Source organism: Paenibacillus nuruki (assembly GCF_001721045.1).
Lineage (GTDB): Bacteria > Bacillota > Bacilli > Paenibacillales > Paenibacillaceae > Saccharibacillus > Saccharibacillus nuruki.
In genome coordinates this window covers 48199-67778 of record NZ_MDER01000096.1, presented here as the reverse complement: position 1 = coordinate 67778, position 19580 = coordinate 48199, and the positions used below count along the sequence as shown (strand labels likewise).

13 protein-coding genes, 1 riboswitch and 1 other annotated feature are annotated in these 19580 nt (G+C 40.6%); of the genes, 11 read left to right on the top strand and 2 right to left on the bottom strand.

Translation table 11 applies throughout. The features are described 5' to 3' along the window. Positions 1-33: 33 nt before the first annotated feature. Positions 34-2085, bottom strand: a complete 2052-nt coding sequence (locus PTI45_RS22665; protein ID WP_069329862.1) for a molybdopterin oxidoreductase family protein — start codon at positions 2083-2085, stop codon at positions 34-36. 222 nt (positions 2086-2307) lie between these two features. Next, positions 2308-2399, top strand: a riboswitch (SAM riboswitch). Positions 2400-2643: 244 nt separating this feature from the next. On the opposite strand from PTI45_RS22665, the gene PTI45_RS22660 reads away from it, so the two are divergent. From PTI45_RS22660 to holA, 10 genes are all read left to right on the top strand, one after another. After that, positions 2644-3672 (top strand): 2-hydroxyacid dehydrogenase, encoded by a 1029-nt coding sequence (locus tag PTI45_RS22660; protein WP_069329861.1) that lies wholly within the window; start codon positions 2644-2646, stop codon positions 3670-3672. After that, a complete protein-coding gene (locus tag PTI45_RS22655) occupies positions 3641-5116 on the top strand; it encodes an FGGY-family carbohydrate kinase (protein ID WP_139129318.1) in 1476 nt (491 codons plus the stop codon). Before PTI45_RS22660 ends, PTI45_RS22655 begins: the two co-directional genes overlap by 32 nt. Before the next feature lie 70 nt (positions 5117-5186). After that, a complete protein-coding gene (locus tag PTI45_RS22650) occupies positions 5187-6440 on the top strand; it encodes an MFS transporter (RefSeq protein ID WP_069329906.1) in 1254 nt (417 codons plus the stop codon). Between the two features lie 57 nt (positions 6441-6497). After that, positions 6498-6779: a binding site (T-box leader), on the top strand. 115 nt (positions 6780-6894) lie between these two features. After that, positions 6895-9336 (top strand): leucine--tRNA ligase, encoded by a 2442-nt coding sequence (gene leuS / locus PTI45_RS22645; protein ID WP_069329859.1) that lies wholly within the window; start codon positions 6895-6897, stop codon positions 9334-9336. A gap of 69 nt (positions 9337-9405) precedes the next feature. Then, positions 9406-10089: a ComEA family DNA-binding protein gene (locus PTI45_RS24515; RefSeq protein WP_245703547.1), complete on the top strand. Its 684-nt coding sequence runs from the start codon at positions 9406-9408 to the stop codon at positions 10087-10089. 21 nt (positions 10090-10110) lie between these two features. Continuing rightward, a complete protein-coding gene (locus tag PTI45_RS22635) occupies positions 10111-10614 on the top strand; it encodes a deoxycytidylate deaminase (RefSeq protein WP_281181708.1) in 504 nt (167 codons plus the stop codon). 198 nt (positions 10615-10812) lie between these two features. Next, positions 10813-13479: a DNA internalization-related competence protein ComEC/Rec2 gene (locus PTI45_RS22630; protein ID WP_175425255.1), complete on the top strand. Its 2667-nt coding sequence runs from the start codon at positions 10813-10815 to the stop codon at positions 13477-13479. Positions 13480-13787: 308 nt separating this feature from the next. Further along, positions 13788-14336: an RNA polymerase sigma factor gene (locus PTI45_RS22625; RefSeq protein WP_069329857.1), complete on the top strand. Its 549-nt coding sequence runs from the start codon at positions 13788-13790 to the stop codon at positions 14334-14336. Beyond that, positions 14333-15739, top strand: a complete 1407-nt coding sequence (locus PTI45_RS22620) for a hypothetical protein (RefSeq protein WP_069329856.1) — start codon at positions 14333-14335, stop codon at positions 15737-15739. Before PTI45_RS22625 ends, PTI45_RS22620 begins: the two co-directional genes overlap by 4 nt. Before the next feature lie 117 nt (positions 15740-15856). After that, positions 15857-16876: a DNA polymerase III subunit delta gene (holA, locus tag PTI45_RS22615; protein ID WP_069329855.1), complete on the top strand. Its 1020-nt coding sequence runs from the start codon at positions 15857-15859 to the stop codon at positions 16874-16876. A gap of 267 nt (positions 16877-17143) precedes the next feature. Here the strand turns inward: holA and rpsT are convergent, their stop codons facing one another. After that, complete coding sequence (rpsT, locus tag PTI45_RS22610) at positions 17144-17416, bottom strand: 30S ribosomal protein S20 (RefSeq protein WP_069329854.1); 273 nt, start codon at positions 17414-17416, stop codon at positions 17144-17146. Positions 17417-17637: 221 nt separating this feature from the next. Between rpsT and lepA the strand changes: the two genes are divergently transcribed. Next, complete coding sequence (gene lepA / locus PTI45_RS22605) at positions 17638-19452, top strand: translation elongation factor 4 (protein WP_069329853.1); 1815 nt, start codon at positions 17638-17640, stop codon at positions 19450-19452. The last annotated feature ends 128 nt before the right edge of the window (positions 19453-19580 follow it).

Below are 19580 nucleotides of genomic sequence, written 5' to 3'. Positions count from 1 at the left end.
ATCTATGGTCGTTGATGGATAAATATTTGAATATTAACTGGACTTCTTCATCACATCGACTCGACCGGAAAAGAATGTCGCACCGCCACCCATATCGGCTAAGCGATCAGGTGTTAGAGCATTGACTAGATGTGTCGCTTGATTGTTATCTGTATCTGCCCACAGTCCTTGACTGACGACAACACCCGGTAATACATGTTCACCTACCGTAGCAAGCAATTCACAAGAACCCCGCTCGTTCCAGACGGTGACCCAGTCTCCATCTTCGATACCTGCATTCTGTGCATCAGTAGTATTCATAAATAGCTTCGGTGTTTTTTCAAGACCGATATGCTTGGCATTATTAGAGAATGTTGAATTCAAAAAGTTATGATTAGGACCCGGCACAAAAATATAAGGATGAGTACCTTGTTCTTGAAGTGGTGTATAGGTTGGCAATGGAGGTAATCCATCACGTTCCATATCTTCAGAATACAATTCGATCTTACCGCTAGGTGTAGGTAAGCGATCTGGGAAAATATATTGTCGATCTGCTTTGACATATTGATGTTCCATTAGTGAATCATAGGTGATATTTTTCAGTGCAGGATTCGCAGGGTGATCGAGCGCTTGACGAATTAACTGTTCATCGCTGTCTTGTAATGCTTGTTCTTCATACCCCATAGCTGTAGCAAGTAAGCGAAAGACTTCAGTATTCGATTTACTTTCACCATAGCGAGCAATAACAGGTTGTTGAATCTGCATATAATGATGCCAGTAAGACGCATAGAAATCTGTATTTTCAAAAGCAGATGTAGCTGGTAAAACGATATCTGCATACTTAGCGGTTTCGGTTAAAAAGAGATCATGAACAACAGTGAACAAATCTTCTCGTGCTAATCCTTTACGCACTTTACTAGATTCAGGAGTGACAACAGCAGGATTCGAATTATACACATACAGAGACTGTACAGGTTCAGATTCTTCTAATAATACACGACCCAATTGGTTCATATTGAAAGAGCGTGTATTGCGATTGATGAGCAAGTCTGGACGCTGTAATGCTTCTTCGTTAAAGCTAAGCTGGAATGTATTGGATTTGATTGCACCACCGCCACGTACTAACCATTGCCCTGTAATCGCAGGCAGACACGTAATGGTACGTACATTCATACCACCATTGTCATGATGTTGTAATCCATTTCCGATGCGAATTAGAGCAGGGCTGGCATCTCCATACATACGTGTTAACCGATATAGATCATCGACAGGTACGCCTGTAATCGCAGATACTGTGGCTGGATCGTATTGTTTCACATGCTCACGAAGTTGTTCATGACCTACGGTATATTGCTCCATAAAAGCTTGGTCTACTTTATGTTCGGCAAATAAAATATGCATCATGCCTAGAGCAAGTGCACTATCCGTCCCCGGCAAAATAGGGATAAACCAATCTGCTGATCGACCTGTTTGATTTTTGTGAACATCGATTACGATGACTTTAGCGCCTTTTTTGCGAGCTTGTTGAGCTAAAGTGACTTGATGCATATTAGTACTTACGGCATTGATTCCCCAGAAAATAAAAAGCTGTGTATCTACAGTATCTTCAGGATCGGCACCGATACTGCCACCCATTGTATATTTATATCCTGCTGAACCGGCAGCCGTACAAATCGTACGTTCTAGTAGACTGGCACCCATATGATGGAAAAAGCGACGATCCATACCTTCTGCTGACAGATTGCCCATATTTCCGTAGAAACTGTAAGGAAGAATACTTTCAGGACCTGATGTAGCAATCATTTGTTTCCAATTCGATGTAATGGTAGAGATAGCGTCTTCCCACGAAATAGGCTCAAATGATCCTTCTCCTTTAGCACCAACACGTTTAAGCGGAGTCGTCAGACGCTTCGTATCATAGATACGTTCAGCCATATTGCGAACTTTATTGCAGATATTGCCTTTAGTAACAGGATGATTAGGGTCGCCTGCAATTTTGACGATTTTACCCTTTTCTTTATGAACAAGCAGTCCGCATTGATCGGGACAATCGAGTGAGCAGACAGAAGGAAATACCCCATCTTGTTGATCAATATAAGTAGACATATACCAAGCTCCTTTCAAAATACATCAAACAATTTAAATTATACATACGATGTGTACATGTTGTATTTATCATAAATCAAATTTTAGATTTAATGTTGACTTTTTTACTGGGTTTAATTAGAATTAAGAAAATTATTTCGAATTCGACAAAATTAGATGTTTTATACCTTATCGTGTCTGATCCTGATTTGCAAGTTTTTTCGACAACTGCATACATTAGATTTTCTATCCAGAGAGGTGGAGGGACTGGCCCTACGAAACCTCGGCAAAAACGTGCCAATTCCAGCAAGCTTGAATCGCTTGGGAGATAGGAAAGCAGGATGAATTATTGCATTAGCTGTTTGTAAATATACAACAGTATAGTGAATATTTAGATAACCTCTTTCCTTGATTTGGGAAAGAGGTTTTTTATATTTTATCCTTTTACTCATCATATCTATATCTCATATGATCCTTCCATTTGGATCAAAAGGAGAACATGCTATAAGTTCATACTTTCTTACTTTAAAGCTTCACTTAAATAACACTGCACCTAAGTGTACCAAAGGAGATTCAATAATGAAAATATTAATTACTGCCCCTTATAACGAGCAAGGTCGTCAGCAACTCGCTGATACTTTTGGAGAAGTTATCTATCGTTGTTGGAAAGATCATGGACAAGCCTATCAAGAAGACGAATTAATTTCTTTATTACAAGAAACACAAGCAGATGGACTGATTGCAGAACTTGATCTGGTAACTGAAAAAGTTATTCAATCGGTGCCCAATCTACAATTTATCGGTGTCTGCCGTGGAACACCTTCCAATGTAGATGTTCCTGTTGCCACCCATCGCCGTATTCCAGTCTTTTATACGCCTGCACGTAATGCACAGGCTGTAGCAGAAATGGTTGTAGGCAGTCTGATTACTTTTCTACGTCGTATTATTCCATCCAGCCAATGGTTGGAAGACAAGCAATGGCAAAGTGGCAGTTTAACCGCTTATCTCAAATTCAAAGGTAATGAACTAGCAGGGAAAACAGTAGGTATGGTCGGTTTTGGAGCTGTAGCTCAGCGTACCGCAGGTATTCTACGTAGCTTTCCTTGTGATATTCGTTATTACGATCCTTATGTGACAAGCCCGGATCCACGTGATCAGAAAGTATCGTTAGAGGAGTTATTTTCAACCAGCGATATCATATCAATTCATTTACCAGTCACTGAAGATACCAAAGGATTGATCGATAAAACATTATTACAATCGATGAAAAGCGACGTTATTTTTGTAAATACGGCTCGTTCGATTGTGGTAGATCATGATGTACTGGTTGAACGGTTACAACAGAATCAGATTCGTGGAGCGATTATTGATGTATTTGATCAAGAACCACCACTTCCCAAAGATTATGAATTGATTTCATTGCCGAATGTATTAGCCATTCCGCATCTAGCAGGTGCTACTTATGAAGTAGAAGATCATCATGTAGAGATTATGAATACCGCGTTAATTGATTGGTTTGAACATCAGCAGACTGATGTGAAAGTGCTCTACAATAAAGCGATCTTGGAGGATATGAATAATGACACAACAAGCTTATCTAGTCTTTGATATTGGTACAGGTAATGCCCGTGTAGCCGTTGTTGATATCCATGGGAACGTATTATCGATCGAACGTGCTGATATTGTCTATCACAATGATGAACAGTATCCAGATGCACGTCACTTTGTACCTGAAGTATTGTGGGAACAGATTGCCGGGTTGACGAAGGTAGCATTATCTAGAGTACCTGATATTCATATCACAGCGATTACTTCGACCAGTCAACGTCAAGGGATTGTATTGATCGACGAAGCAGGAGAATCGTATTTAGGATTACCGAATATTGATAACCGTGGACGAGAGTGGGAAGAACAGTATACAGATCTATCATCTATTTATCATAGAACAGGAAGAACACCATCTGCTTTATTTTCAGCGATGAAATTAGTCGGGTTACGCGAACGTCGTTCAGAGCAGTATCAACGGTTACATCGTTTGACAAGTATTAGTGATTGGGTGACATATACGCTCAGTGGATCGTTAAGTTATGAACCTTCTCAAGCATGTGAGACTCTTTTATACGATGTAGAGCAAGGAAACTGGTCAGACGAGATGTGTAGTGTACTTGGAATCTCACCTACTGTACTGCCAGAGTTGGTGTCTTCAGGCAGTGTACTTGGGACAGTCATACCCGCTATAGCAGCAGAGTTAAATCTACCTATAGATACACCTGTGATCGTAGGTGGTGGAGATACACAGCTGGCTATTCATAGTACAGGCGCAGAGGCTGAAGATATTGTTATCGTATCAGGAACTACGACACCTATCGCTAAAATTACAAGTATATTTACTACCGATGATTCAGCGCAAGCATGGATTAATGCGTATACGGCACCTCATCAATTTTTGATCGAAACCAATCCAGGCATTACAGGCTTGAATTATCAGAAATTGCAATCTATTTTCTATCCTAATGAAGGATATGACGTGATGGAGCAAGAGATGGATGCGCTTGGCGAAAGTCAATGTATTGCAGCCTTAGGTTCTTATCTATCTTCTGCCAAAAATGCACGTGTACGTGGAGGATTTTTATTTGATGCTCCATTATCAGATCAATTAAGTCGTGCTCATTTTGTCAGATCCGCCTTACATGAGATTGCATTTTCAATCAAAGTGAACTTCGATCAACTGGCACAAGTGATATCACTAGATCGTTCGTATATCTGGGCATGTGGCGGTGGATTACAAAGCCGTACTCTGATCCAAAGTATTGCGGATCTGTTGGGCAAAGAAATTCGGATTCGTGCTGGGTTCGAACATGCATCTATTGTCGGTGCCGCTTATATCTGTAATCAAGCTTTGAGTATAGATTCAACGCAAGAAGAACAGATAGAATCTTTTTATCCTCAATCTTCAGATCAATTGCAAAAAGATTATCAACAATGGCATGCGGCACAGCTCTTTTTTGCACAATTACAATTAGCAGAATCAGCAACAACCCCTTCTGGATAAAAAATAATTATTTTTGATGTTACACATCAATATCCATAGTCAAAAAAGAAAAGGAGTGTGGAGTATGAATATATTGGATCGAGTCGGTATCCCCAAAACACTAGTCTGGGGCTATCTCGGAGTATTGATTTTTATGATGGGAGATGGGTTAGAAGCAGGTTGGTTAAGTCCTTATTTGGTTGAACGAGGACTTAGTGTACAACAAGCCAGTCTACTATTTACTGTATACGGAGTCACTCTTGCAATAGCTTCATGGTTCTCAGGCGTATTTTTAGAAGCATTTGGAGCGAAAAAGTCGATGTTGATCGGGTTTATCGCTTATGTAATCGGTACGTCTGCTTTTATTGCTTTCGGCATCACTGATTTGAACTATCCAATAATGTTGTTAACGTATGCTGTCAAAGGATTCGGATATCCATTATTTGCGTATTCCTTTTTAACATGGGTCACTTATCGTAGTCCTGAAAATAAATTAAGTACTGCGATTGGTTGGTTCTGGGTCGCTTATTCCGGAGGTATGTTTGTATTGGGAGCTTATTATTCCAGTTATGCAATCAAACATCTAGGGTATATGCAGACATTATGGAGTGCTGTAGTACTTGCAGGAATCGGAGCTATTTTTGCTTTGTTAATCAATCGTGATCGCTTACCGAAAAAAGCAGGCAATGCCCGTGAAACATTACGTGAACTCGGCAAAGGCTTAACCATTGTCAAAACGCATCCCAAAGTCGGATTGAGTGGGATCGTGCGGGTTATCAATAGTGTAGGTTCTTACGGATTCCCTGTATTTTTACCATTACATATGGCACAGTACGGTATACAAACCGGTACATGGCTCAATATTTGGGGAACGATTTTTTTAGGTAATATCGTATTCAATCTACTATTCGGGATTATCGGTGACAAGTTTGGTTGGAGACAGACGGTGATGTGGTTTGGTGGAGTGGGATGTGGAATTTTCACATTATTACTATTCTATGTCCCTGAATGGACGAACGGTAATTTGTGGATTACAACGATTGTTGGATTTATCTGGGGTGGATTATTAGCCGGTTATGTTCCAATCGCTGCACTTGCTCCATCGGTTGCAGGTGGAAATAAAGGGCCTGCCATGTCGATCGTGAATCTAGGTGCGGGGTTATCTGCATTTATTGCGCCTGCAATTGCTTTTGCTTTTATTGGTACGATCGGTGCAGAAGGGGTCGTATGGATATTTGCTATCCTTTATTTTATCAGCGCAATTATTACCAAATTTATTACAACACCTGAAGAAGATGCCGCTAAATTAGCAGGCAAACGCAAAGTGCAAGAGAATATTGCGTAATCATTGACTTTCACAGGTGAATTTTTTAAAATAGAACTATTGTTATATTTTATAATACAATGCTCAGTGAAAAGGAATAGTAATATCAGTAAGCATGTAATGATAGAGAGTCGACGGGTGGTGCAAGTCGATATGATACTGGTATGAACTCACCTTGGAGATATGTTGCAAGAATATGTGGCACGCTGTGATCGTTAGCGATACATAGTCAGCGTTGTTATAATAGTTCTGAACGACATCGGCTTCCTACCGTTATCAGGCAACTAAGTGAGTGAATAGCAAAGTATGCTTGTTCACTAACTAGGGTGGTACCGCGAGACACAACCTCTCGTCCCTAGCGATATTATGCGCTATGGATGAGAGGTTTTTTTGTCGCATATGCGCAGTAAAATAGAACGAAATTAATCTACACCACAGACACAAACGGTCTTTAAGACCGAAGGAGGACACATTGATGACAGATTCAAAAACAGCTCAACCCGGTTATCATCCACAGCAGATCGAACCAAAGTGGCAAGGATATTGGGATCAGCACAAAACATTTAAAACACAAGAAGAACCAGGTAAGCCGAAATTCTATGCTTTGGATATGTTCCCTTACCCATCTGGAGCAGGACTACATGTAGGGCATCCTGAAGGGTATACAGCAACAGATATCGTGTCTCGTTACAAACGGATGCGCGGTTTTAATGTTCTTCACCCAATGGGCTGGGATGCTTTTGGTCTACCGGCAGAACAATATGCGATGGATACAGGTGAACATCCTCGTGATATTACATTCAAAAATATTGATAATTTCCGTCGTCAAATTAAATCACTAGGTTTCTCTTATGATTGGGATCGTGAGATCAGTACAACCGATCCACAGTATTACAAATGGACACAATGGATCTTTATCCAACTGTATAATAAAGGTCTTGCTTATGTAGACGAAGTAGCTGTGAACTGGTGTGAAGCATTAGGAACAGTACTTGCGAATGAAGAAGTTATTGATGGCAAAAGTGAACGTGGAGGACATCCGGTTGTCCGCAAACCGATGCGTCAATGGGTGTTACGCATCACTGAATACGCAGAGCGTCTGTTAGATGATTTGGAAGAATTGGATTGGACAGAAAGTATCAAAGATATGCAGCGTAACTGGATCGGCAAATCTGTCGGTGCAGAAGTTCATTTTGATATCGAAGGTACAGATAAGAATCTAACGGTATTTACAACTCGTGCAGATACATTATTCGGTGCAACATACTGCGTATTAGCTCCTGAACACGAATTAGTAGACCTAATTACAACACCTGAACAAAAAGCGGCTGTTAAAGCTTACCAAGACCAAGCAACGCATAAGAGTGATCTGGAGCGTACTGATTTGGCAAAAGATAAAACAGGCGTATTTACAGGTGCTTATGCGATTAATCCAGCAGGCGGAGAAAAATTACCAATCTGGATCGCTGATTATGTTCTTGCAGGTTATGGTACAGGCGCTATTATGGCTGTTCCTGCCCATGATGCTCGTGACTGGGAATTTGCGAAAAAATTCAATTTGGAAATTAAAGAAGTGGTAGCTGGTGGTAGTGTACAAGAAGAAGTGTACACAGGCGAAGGCGAACATGTAAATTCTGATTTCTTAAATGGATTAAATACAACCGATGCGATTGCTAAAATGATTGCATGGCTTGAAGAAAGTGGCAAAGGACAAGGTAAAGTCACTTATCGTCTACGTGATTGGTTGTTCAGCCGTCAACGCTACTGGGGAGAGCCTATTCCTATTTTGCATTTAGAAGATGGGACGATGAAGACTGTTCCTGAATCTGAATTGCCTTTATTGCTTCCTGATATTGATCAAATCAAACCTTCAGGTACAGGCGAATCACCACTCGCTAATATCACGGACTGGGTAGAAACGATTGATTCTGAAACAGGAATGAAAGCACGCCGTGAAACAAATACAATGCCACAGTGGGCAGGTAGTTGCTGGTATTACTTGCGTTATATCGATCCACACAATGATGATGCTTTGTGTTCACCACAAAAGCAAAAAGAATGGTTACCTGTTGATCTATATATCGGTGGTGTAGAGCACGCTGTTCTTCACTTGTTGTACGCTCGTTTCTGGCATAAAGTACTATACGATATCGGTGTAGTCGATACGAAAGAGCCTTTCCAAAAACTTGTGAATCAGGGCATGATTTTAGGTAATAATAACGAGAAAATGAGTAAATCTCGTGGTAACGTGATTAATCCAGATGATATCGTCAATGAATATGGCGCAGATACATTACGTCTATATGAAATGTTTATGGGACCACTGGAAGCAACGAAGCCTTGGAATGAAAATGGTGTAGAAGGCATGTACCGCTTCTTATCTCGTGTATGGCGTCTATTTATCAATGATGAAGGACAATTGAATCCGAAGATCACTGACAGTGAAGGTGATGAAGCTTTCAAACGTACCGCTCACAAAACGATCAAAAAAGTAACCGAAGACTTAGACGGACTTCGTTTCAATACAGCGATTAGTCAGTTGATGATCTTTGTAAATGATGCTTACAAAACCGAAGTATTGCCACGCGATTTAATGGAGAAGTTTGTACAATTGTTATCTCCACTTGCTCCGCATATCGCTGAAGAATTGTGGACTCGTTTGGGTCATGAAGGCAGTATTACGTATGTGGAATGGCCTACATTTGATGAGCAATGGACAACGGAATCTGAAGTGGAAATTGTGATTCAAGTGAACGGCAAAATTGTACAACGTAACAAAATTGCAAAAGACTTGGATGCCAAAGCCATGGAAGAATCGGCATTGTCTTTAGAAACGGTGCAACAAGCCATCGAAGGTAAAACAGTTCGTAAAGTCATTGCTGTACCCGGGAAATTAGTAAATATTGTAGCTAACTAATCACGAACCAGTGAATAGATTAACTACGGTAGGATGAATTGATTTAACAGTAAAATCGTTTAATCTCCTATGCGATGGGAGTCTATTACCGGGATTCCGGTAATGTACTGGAGTCCCGACGGCAGAGGTGTAATTATGAGACGGGATATCATATGGACAGCGATAGTGTCCGCTGTACTTGGTGTAGGATTGATTGGGTTCGGCACTTTACAATCCAGTGATCAAGAAACGAAATGGACAGCTTTAAATGAACAAGCACAAGCTTCACTGACAGAAGATCAGGCAGTTGCTCCCAAAACGAAAGATTCTACTTCACAAGAATCAATAGCTACACCAACCAACTTAGGAGATCGTTCCAGAGATGAACCGACTTCTGCAACAGCTTCTCTCAAAGAGAGTGCGGTTGAGGTAGCTGCTGAGGGTATCACAACTGAACCTGCTTCTACCCGTGAGAAACGATCGACCACAACTTCAATGAACTCAGCAACGTCTACAGATTCAAGCTCATCGCAGACTGAACCTGTACCAACGACGGTTGAGTCATCTGCTAGTGTGCAAGATGGTCGGATTAGCATTAATCGTGCCAGTTTGTCGGAACTGACTGAATTGCCTGGCATCGGGGAAAAGAAAGCACAGGCGATTATCGATTATCGGAATACACATGGAGCTTTTGGCAGTGTCAATGAATTGGATAATGTCAAAGGAATCGGTAGCAAAATGTTAGCGAAGATGTTGCCTTATGTACAGCTTTAGGGGATATAAGGGGGAGTAAGATTGGTACGTAAAGATTGGGATACGTATTTTATGGATATTGCTCATATGGTCTCGACACGTTCACGATGCCCGCGTCGTCATGTCGGTTCAGTCTTAGTACAAGGGAAAAAGTTACTTGGTACCGCATATAATGGAGCACCGATGGGTGTACCCGATTGTTCTGAAGATGGTTGTATGATCTCAGAAGAAGTAGAAGTGGTCAATGTGGATGGTGTAGAAACAATGGTCAAAAAGCAACGTTGTATTCGCACCATTCATGCCGAACAGAATTTACTCCTTTTTACCGATCGTGCTGACCGTGAAGGTTCAGTAGTGTATGTTACAGACGAACCTTGCTGGACATGTGCCAATATGTTAGCCAATAGTGGGATTATCGAGATCGTCTATTATCGTCCTTATCCCAAAGATACACGTAAAGTGACAGCTATGATGAAGCAAAAAGGCATTATTTTCCGTCAGTTGGATCATTATAATCCACCACCTGACACCACAGTGATCAGCTAATTTCATAAGATTCATCTGCCCTCATCGCAAATTAGGGAACGATATATGGAAGAACCATTATCTTGTAAGTACACCACATCTGTTGAAGATGCGTGTGAACTTATACAGGTAATGGTTCTTTTTTTGTGCGTAGAGGGCGAGATGGTCTTGAAAAATAGTTCTTTTGAACACAATAAATCAAGAACGGAGAGAACAGGATTGCAAACACGTCCACTTGTCGCATTATGTGCAGTATGGGTTGGAGGCAGTATGATCGCTTGTCTAACCAGTGAATATATAGGGTGGGTACTTGCAGGGTTAAGTCTGATTTTATGCTCAAGTTATCTGTTATTACCGGAAAATCGACGTTCGATCATTATTCTAGGTTCTGTTATGTTGATTGCGCTACTTTACTGGCACTGGAATGAAGTGAATAATATCAGCAGAATCCCTTCTACCCTTCAAGTTCAAGCATCACAGATGATCGATCAACCGGTTCAAAGTAGTGGTATCATTATTAGCCCTATCAAAATAGATGGTGATCTAGTTACTTTTTTGATGAATACATATCATTTTCAAAAAGATCAATCACTGGCTACACCAGAAAAAGTAAGAATTCAACTCAAATTAGCAAAAGAATCCGAATTGCAAACAGCGGCTTTGTGGCAACGAGGAGATCAGATACAGATTCAAGGTGTATGGAAAGTACCCGGAGAAGCTCGTAATTTTAATACGTTTAACTACAGAGATTATCTACGTACACAATACGTCCATTGGATCATTAGCGCAAAAGGTGCCCATTCACTGGAAAAGACTACACTGCCATTATCCAAAATAGCACAGTGGAAATGGGAACTACTACGTTATAACGATCAGGTTCGAGCGGATCTTGGAGCACGCATTGATGCATTATTTGATGATCATGATCGTGGATATATGAAAGGATTGTTGATCGGAAACTCGGGTGATCTGGATCCTGAGACATTTGCTTCTTTTTCCAGACAAGGATTAACGCATATTCTGGCGATATCTGGATTGCACGTAGCCATTTATACAGCTATTTTATTATGGCTGTTACGCCAGATGAGAGTGACCAGAGAACGGGCTTGTTTGATTGTGATTGTGCTTCTTCCTATCTATGTCTTATTAACAGGAGCTTCTCCATCTGCTGTCCGTGCAGGTATTATGGGCATGATTGGTCTATATGCACTTAGCCGTGGCATCCTCAAAGATGGACTGCATATACTATGTGCTGCTTGTATAGGAATGTTAATCTATGAACCTTATTATTTGCTGAATGTGAGCTTTCAATTATCTTTTATCGTAACAGCGGGATTAATTATTTTTGTACCTTTAGTTCAACCTTTACTTCAAAAGATACCGTCCAAATGGGCAGGAGCGATAGCTGTAACATGGGTGGCACAGATGATCTCGTTTCCTTTAACCATTTATTATTTTAATCAGTTTTCTATATTATCCTCGGTGGCTAACTTCATCTTGGTTCCGATTGTAAGCTTGATTGTATTGCCGATCGGATCTATCGTACTTGCTCTTAGTTATGTATGGTTGCCTATAGCGAATAGTCTTGGAAATGGAGTCTCATGGATCAACACATGGACATTTCATCTGGTAGATTGGATCGATGTTATACCCGGCATGTTAACGATCTGGTATTCGCCTTCTATGTTATGGATCTTATTATATTACGTACTGCTTTATATAGGATTACGCTGTAATCAAAGTATTATACAGTGGAAATTTCGAGAACAGTCCTCACATGTTGATTCTTCGGATCATTCAACGGATCTACAACCTGCCATCACACAGCCTTTAAAGACTATACATTCTAAATGGCATGCCGTATCTTATCAATCTCCATGGATCAAGCGAAGATATATCGCTTGTTGGATCAGTGGATGTTTAGTCACTATTTTGATCATCTATGGTTATATTCAGCCGACCACTTCAGGTAACGGAATCGTTCAATATTTAGATGTAGGGCAAGGCGATAGTATTTTGATTACGACTCCACAAGGAAAGCAGATCTTGGTGGATGGTGGCGGCACAATGACATTTGAACGTCCGGGACAAGAATGGAGAAAACGCAAAAATCCGTATGAGATTGGTAACAAGCTACTGGTTCCATTGCTCAAAAAGCGAGGGATACATCAATTAGATGCGGTTCTTTTAACACATGGCGATCATGACCATGCAGGAGGCTTACCTGCTGTAGTGAAGCAGATTCCGGTTAATCATTTTATTTTTAATGGCACATTGCCAGATGGAGATAGCTTGAATCCATTGATGAAGACGCTATTAGATCAACAAATTCCTTTGAGTACACCTACACCGGGTAGTGAATTACAGATCGACGATCAGACTACATTGACCTTTTTAGCTCCTGAATCATTACATCAAGGAAAGAATAATCAGCTCAAAGGATTACCACGTGAAGAAAATCAAAATCATTATTCGGTTGTATTTTTGCTGACCATGAATAAGCGTAACTTTGTATTTACAGGAGACGCTGATCAAGCAGAAGAACAAGGCATATTATATCATCTTCAGCAGTCGTCTACGTTTGAATCTAACTCAGCGTTTGCAACATCACGAACCGAATCGACATTTCCTATTGATGTACTCAAAATCGGTCATCATGGTAGCAAAACATCGTCTTCTAGTGAATGGTTACACTACTGGCAACCTCATTTGTCTGTAATCTCTGTAGGAGCTACAAATACATACGGTCATCCTACAGAAGAAGTATTGCAACGGATAGAGCAAGTAGACTCGGAAGTTGCTCGTACAGATCTGCAAGGAGAAATACAGATTCAAGTGACACCCGATGGAGACATGTTAGAGCGAGTGATGTTTCCTTTACCTTAATCCTCCAATACAGCCTTTCTTTAGATGTGTATTCTAATCCATACCAACTGTCGGGATGACGAATACAAGTGTTTCTGTTATTCTAAATACAGTCTTGAACCGTTTACATCTTGACATTCGATTCGGATGAATCCTACATAGGGTAAATCTTTATAACACCAGAGTTCACATCTTTCCGTAATGCAAGATAAAGCGCGTAGACCACTAATTATTCAAATGAATCAATTAATTAAAATTAATTTGAAAATAACTGCAACTATTAGGCAACTCTTTGCGTCTGAATAGTTGTAAGGAGAGGGGGATCCTCCGTGGTGGAGCAGGGACTCATCAAGGCCGCCCAAGCGGGAGACCGGGATGCTCTAATCACCCTATTAAGAGAGATAGAACATCATGTCTACAAAACGGCATATTACATTTTAAATAATGAACAAGATGCTCTAGACGCGGCTCAGGAAGCTTTGATCCGTATTTATACCAAAATCGGTTCCTATGAAGAAAAAGCACAATTTAAAACATGGGTACAACGAATCGTGACAAATGTATGTATTGATAAATTTAGACGTAACAAACCAACGGTCTCGATCGATGAGCATGAAATGATTTTTGAAGGTCGCGATAATGTAGAGCATGATGTTATGCGTGCTTATACATCAGAAGATGTACGCGAAGCGATTAATCAACTACCAGAGCATCACCGAACCGTGATTGTACTCCGTTATATTCAAGATTTATCCTATAACGAAATAGCAGATTGTCTTGATTTGCCATTGAATACTGTGAAATCGTATTTGTTTCGTGCCCGTCAACAATTACAGAGTCTGCTTGCAGATTATGAGAAAGGAGGAGTGACTGGATGAAACGTGAAGTAGCGGAAGAATGGATGAACCGCTATTTGGACGGTGATCTAAGCGAGGAAGATGCTGATATCCTGTTCCGCCATATCGATAATAATCCTGATGATGCGGATACATTTCGAATAATGAGCGCTTTATCTTTACAGCTTGAGAAATTACCAGATGTTAAGCCCCGGTTTAGTCTAGTCGATTCTATATTGCCTACTTTAGATGATATCGATGCCGAACGTCGTGCTGAGATTGCTTCTGATATCGGCATTATGGAACCGCAACATGAAAGTAAAGATGAATTCACTGAACGTCGTAGACAGCGAAGTTCTTGGAGAGATCGTCTGCCTGTACGTACGATCGGTGGGCTAGTCGCTGCTGGGGTTATTCTTGGAGTGTCGATTGCAACATACGAACCCAAAACACTTTCCGATGCAGGACAAGCACCAACCAGTATCAGTATGGAACAACAAGCAGCAGAGCAAGAAAAAGGCGCAGCGAAATCCAATGCTGAACAAGATGCTACCTTACAAGCACCTGCAACAAATACGCCTGAATCAACAAGTTCACCTGAAAGTAATACACAACCACAGTCGGATCAATCACCAGAAACTACGGTGCCTGACAGTGGAACACTAGATTCACAAGCGACACCGCCAGATAAAGCGACTCCTGATACAGGTACAGGCACTAGCCAGGAAAGCACTCCTTCTTCAGGCAACAAGGGAGGCAATCCTCCAGCAAGTTCCCAGACTGGACCAGAAGCAAGTCCGCCGAGTTCGAGCAGTGACCCAAGCAGTAATCAAGATCAGTTGATGAAACAGCAGGAAATTGCGCCGAATACCGATAGTAGTGGCACAAGCGAATCATCATCTGCAACAGGAACCGATTCAGGAACAACAGATAGTAGTTCTTCGAACAGTTCCAAATCGTCAGACAGTACTACCCCAAGTACAGCAAATAATGATGAATCTTCATCTACAGTAGCACCCAAATCAAGTGCAGATGATAGTTCGTCCAAAGATAGTTCATCGTCTAAAGATAATGCTTCTAGTACTACACCGGATACATCCGATAGTGATGTTGCACCAAAAACGTATAGTATAGCACCAGAAACAGATGCTAAACCTAAAGACGATAGTAAGCTACGTTCATTTAGTACCAATACCATACAGCAAGAGCAAGAATGGGTATCTCCCACTTCGCAATTTGCAGTTGTATTAACCACATCCAATACGTTGAGATTGGATAGTCTATCCAAAAACAATATTAATGGTCGCACAGTTGTGGCTACAGCTACAATTGACGGCACTTGGTTAAATGGTCAATGGACTAAAGATGGAAAAGCATTTAACTATCAAGTAGCTAAAGAAGGCAAAACCAAATGGTATAAACTTTCTACAGCTGGACTTCAATAACATCAATGTACATGATAACAAGTGTAAATTAAGAACTTTCCGAGTATTTAGGAAAGTTCTTTGTCGTACGCTCCTTTTTCCGTTAAAATAAAAAGGACGAACTTGGGGGGACGGAAGATGGACTTAAAAACAGCAAGTAAAGAAATTAAAAATAATAATCCAGCCGCTATTTATGTATGTTATGGCAATGAAAAATATCGTATTCGTGAGTTTATTGATTTTGCAACTTCGCAATTAATTGAACCCGAGCATAAAGATTTTGCTCTAGCTCAATATGATCTTGCAGAAACACCGCTAGAGACCGTTATCGAAGAAGCAGAAGAGATTCCCTTTATGGTGCCTCGTAAAGTGATGATTGTCAGAGACTCTTCTGTACTAACAGCAGGCAAAGATACCAAAATCGAGCATCGCATCGATTCTTTACTTCGCTACATGGAACACCCCGCTGAATATAGCATTATTATTTTTTGGGTACAGGGCGAAAAGTTAGATGAGCGCAAAAAAATTGTCAAAGCACTTAAATCATCATCAGCGTGTATATTGCCTTTTCAACCAATGGGTGCAGATGAATTGTTACAATGGTTGATTCGTCATGCCAAAAAGTTAGAATGTGAATGTTCTACAACAGCCGCAGAAGCACTTGTACAGTCTGCGGGTACTGGTTTGGGTATTCTAGCTGCCGAGATGGACAAGTTATGCTTACACGCTGGCAAAGGCGGTGTCATCACGGTAGAAGATGTACAGCACCTTGTTGCGCGCAGTACAGAGCAAAATGTGTTTGCTTTAGTAGAACAGATTGCAGCTGTTCGTTTAGAACAAGCATTGACTATTTTTTATGATCTACTGAAACAGCGTGAAGAACCGATCAAGATTGCGGCTCTGATTGCTCGTCAATTTCGTATTATGTTGCAGGTGAAAGAGTTAGCGGGGCAGAATTATTCGCAACAACAGATGGCTTCTCAACTGAGCCTACATCCTTATGTCGTTAAGTTAGCCGGTGAACAAGCTCGTAAATTTGATAGTCAGAAATTACGCTCGATTTTAGCACATTTGGGTAGACTGGATTATCAGATGAAAACAGGCGCGATCGATAAAGTATTAGGGTTAGAAATGTTTTTGTTGCGTTTAGGAGCTTGATCCTTTTGAGGTAGGCACTACTGTATAGCATAAATTTATCTTATTTCACACAAAAAAGGCTTACCCAGAATGTATATTATCTGTGGTGCAGCCTTTTTTTGTTACAATCATATTTTGGTAAATATAAAAAGTAGATGTGCATGGATAGTATGAGTATCCCAAGCTCACCCTAGCAAACTAACAAAATAACCCCCTGCTCGGAATGGCCGATGCAGGGGGTTATTATATGCAGATTGTGAATACATTCAACAATCTGTTGCACGAAATTTAGCCTTGGCTAGAAATCGCGTTTAGTTTTTTAGCCAAACGAGATTTTTTGCGAGCAGCCGCATTTTTGTGGACAAGACCTTTAGTAGCAGCTTTATCAAGCTTCTTAGAAGCAGCCATTACAGCAGCTTTTGCAGCTTCTACATCAGTATTCACAAGTGCAGTATCAGCAGCTTTAACTGTTGTACGAAGAGCAGACTTGTGAGAAGCATTCAACATACGACGTTTTTCATTAGTTTTTACACGTTTCACCGCGGATTTAATGTTAGGCAATTACATTCACCTCCTGTAGAGCATATACGTATTCTTCACAACTTTAAATATTCTATCATGTACCCTAATCAAATGCAATACCATTATTGACTATAGTCAATGATATTTGAGATGTGGGATTGCTGTAAAATCGCTCAACTGCTATAATAAATAGATTAATGGGATTGTTGATTTTTTTCAATAATCAGCAGTATATTTCAGGCTTGTGTTGGGGGTAAGGCATGACTGATATGTCAGTAAGACAACAAAAAATTCGTAATTTCTCAATCATTGCGCATATAGACCACGGTAAATCCACTTTGGCTGACCGTATTTTGGAATATACAGGCGCGCTCACTTCGCGTGAGATGCAAGCACAAGTACTTGATCAAATGGACTTGGAACGTGAACGTGGAATCACGATCAAATTACAAGCTGTTCGTCTTGTGTACAAAGCAGATGATGGTGTGGAGTATCTGCTAAATCTGATTGATACACCGGGACACGTCGATTTCACGTATGAAGTATCTCGTAGTCTGGCAGCCTGTGAAGGCGCTTTGCTTGTCGTCGATGCGGCGCAAGGTATCGAAGCTCAGACGTTAGCTAATGTGTATTTAGCGTTAGATAACAATTTAGAAATTTTGCCAGTCATCAACAAAATCGATCTTCCTAGTGCTGATCCTGAACGGGTGAAGAAAGAAGTAGAAGATGTTATTGGACTGGACACAAGCGATGCTGTACTGGCTTCTGCCAAAGCAGGAATCGGGATTAAAGACATCTTAGAGCAGATTGTACAAAAAGTTCCTGCACCTACAGGTGATCCGAATGAGCCGCTTAAAGCATTGATTTTCGATTCTCATTATGATCCGTATAAAGGCGTTATTGTCTATATTCGTGTCATTAATGGCAAAATCAAATCAGGTTCCAAAATTAAAATGATGGCAACAGGAAAAGAATTCGAAGTTATCGAAGTAGGGGCATTTATGCCACGTATGGCGATAGTCGATGAATTGAATGTTGGAGATGTAGGATTTATCGTTGCCGGGATCAAAACGGTTGGCGATACCAGTGTCGGTGATACTGTAACCGATGCTAAAAATCCTACACTAGAACCTTTACCAGGTTACCGTAAAATCAATCCGATGGTATATTGCGGATTGTATCCAATCGAATCATCCGATTATATCGATCTACGTGAAGCGTTGGAGAAATTGCAATTGAACGATGCATCGCTAAGTTTTGAGCCTGAATCTTCAAGTGCACTAGGTTTTGGATTCCGTTGTGGATTCTTAGGACTTCTGCATATGGATGTTATTCAAGAGCGTATTGAGCGTGAGTTCAATATTCCATTGATTACAACGGCTCCAAGTGTTATTTACAAAGTAACATTGACCAATGGCGATGTCATGACGATTGATAATCCTTCGAACTATCCAGAAGTGGGTAAAATCGAATATGTAGAAGAGCCTTATGTGAAAGCATCTATTATTGTGCCGAATGATTATGTAGGTACAGTCATGGAATTGTGTCAGAATAAGCGTGGCGAATTTATCAACATGGAATACTTGGATACTACACGTGTAACGATTACGTACCAAGTACCTTTGTCAGAGATCGTATATGACTTTTTTGACCAATTGAAATCAAGTACTAAAGGATATGCTTCATTTGATTATGAAGTGTCTGGATATCGTAAGTCGAACTTGGCAAAAATGGATATTTTGCTAAACGGCGAGCAAGTTGATGCCTTGTCCTTTATCGTTCACCGTGAGCGTGCTTATCATCGTGGACGGATTATTTGTGAAAAATTACGTGAATTGATTCCTCGCCAAATGTTTGAGATTCCGATCCAAGCATCAGTAGGAACCAAAGTTGTTGCCCGCGAAACCGTTAAAGCGATGCGTAAAAACGTATTGGCTAAATGTTATGGCGGTGACATTTCACGTAAGCGTAAATTGCTAGACAAGCAAAAAGAAGGTAAAAAACGGATGAAACAAGTCGGTAATGTCGAAGTGCCTCAAGAAGCATTTATGGCAGTACTGAAAATTGATGATTAAAGCGCTTGGCAACATAAGCGTGACTTTCTCTATTTTAATCAAAAGTGATTTTTGCAAAGCAAAATATCTTACGTTCGTTTAGTTTTTTTACCACAACTGCAATACTAGGATCATTCGGGGAGAGCCGC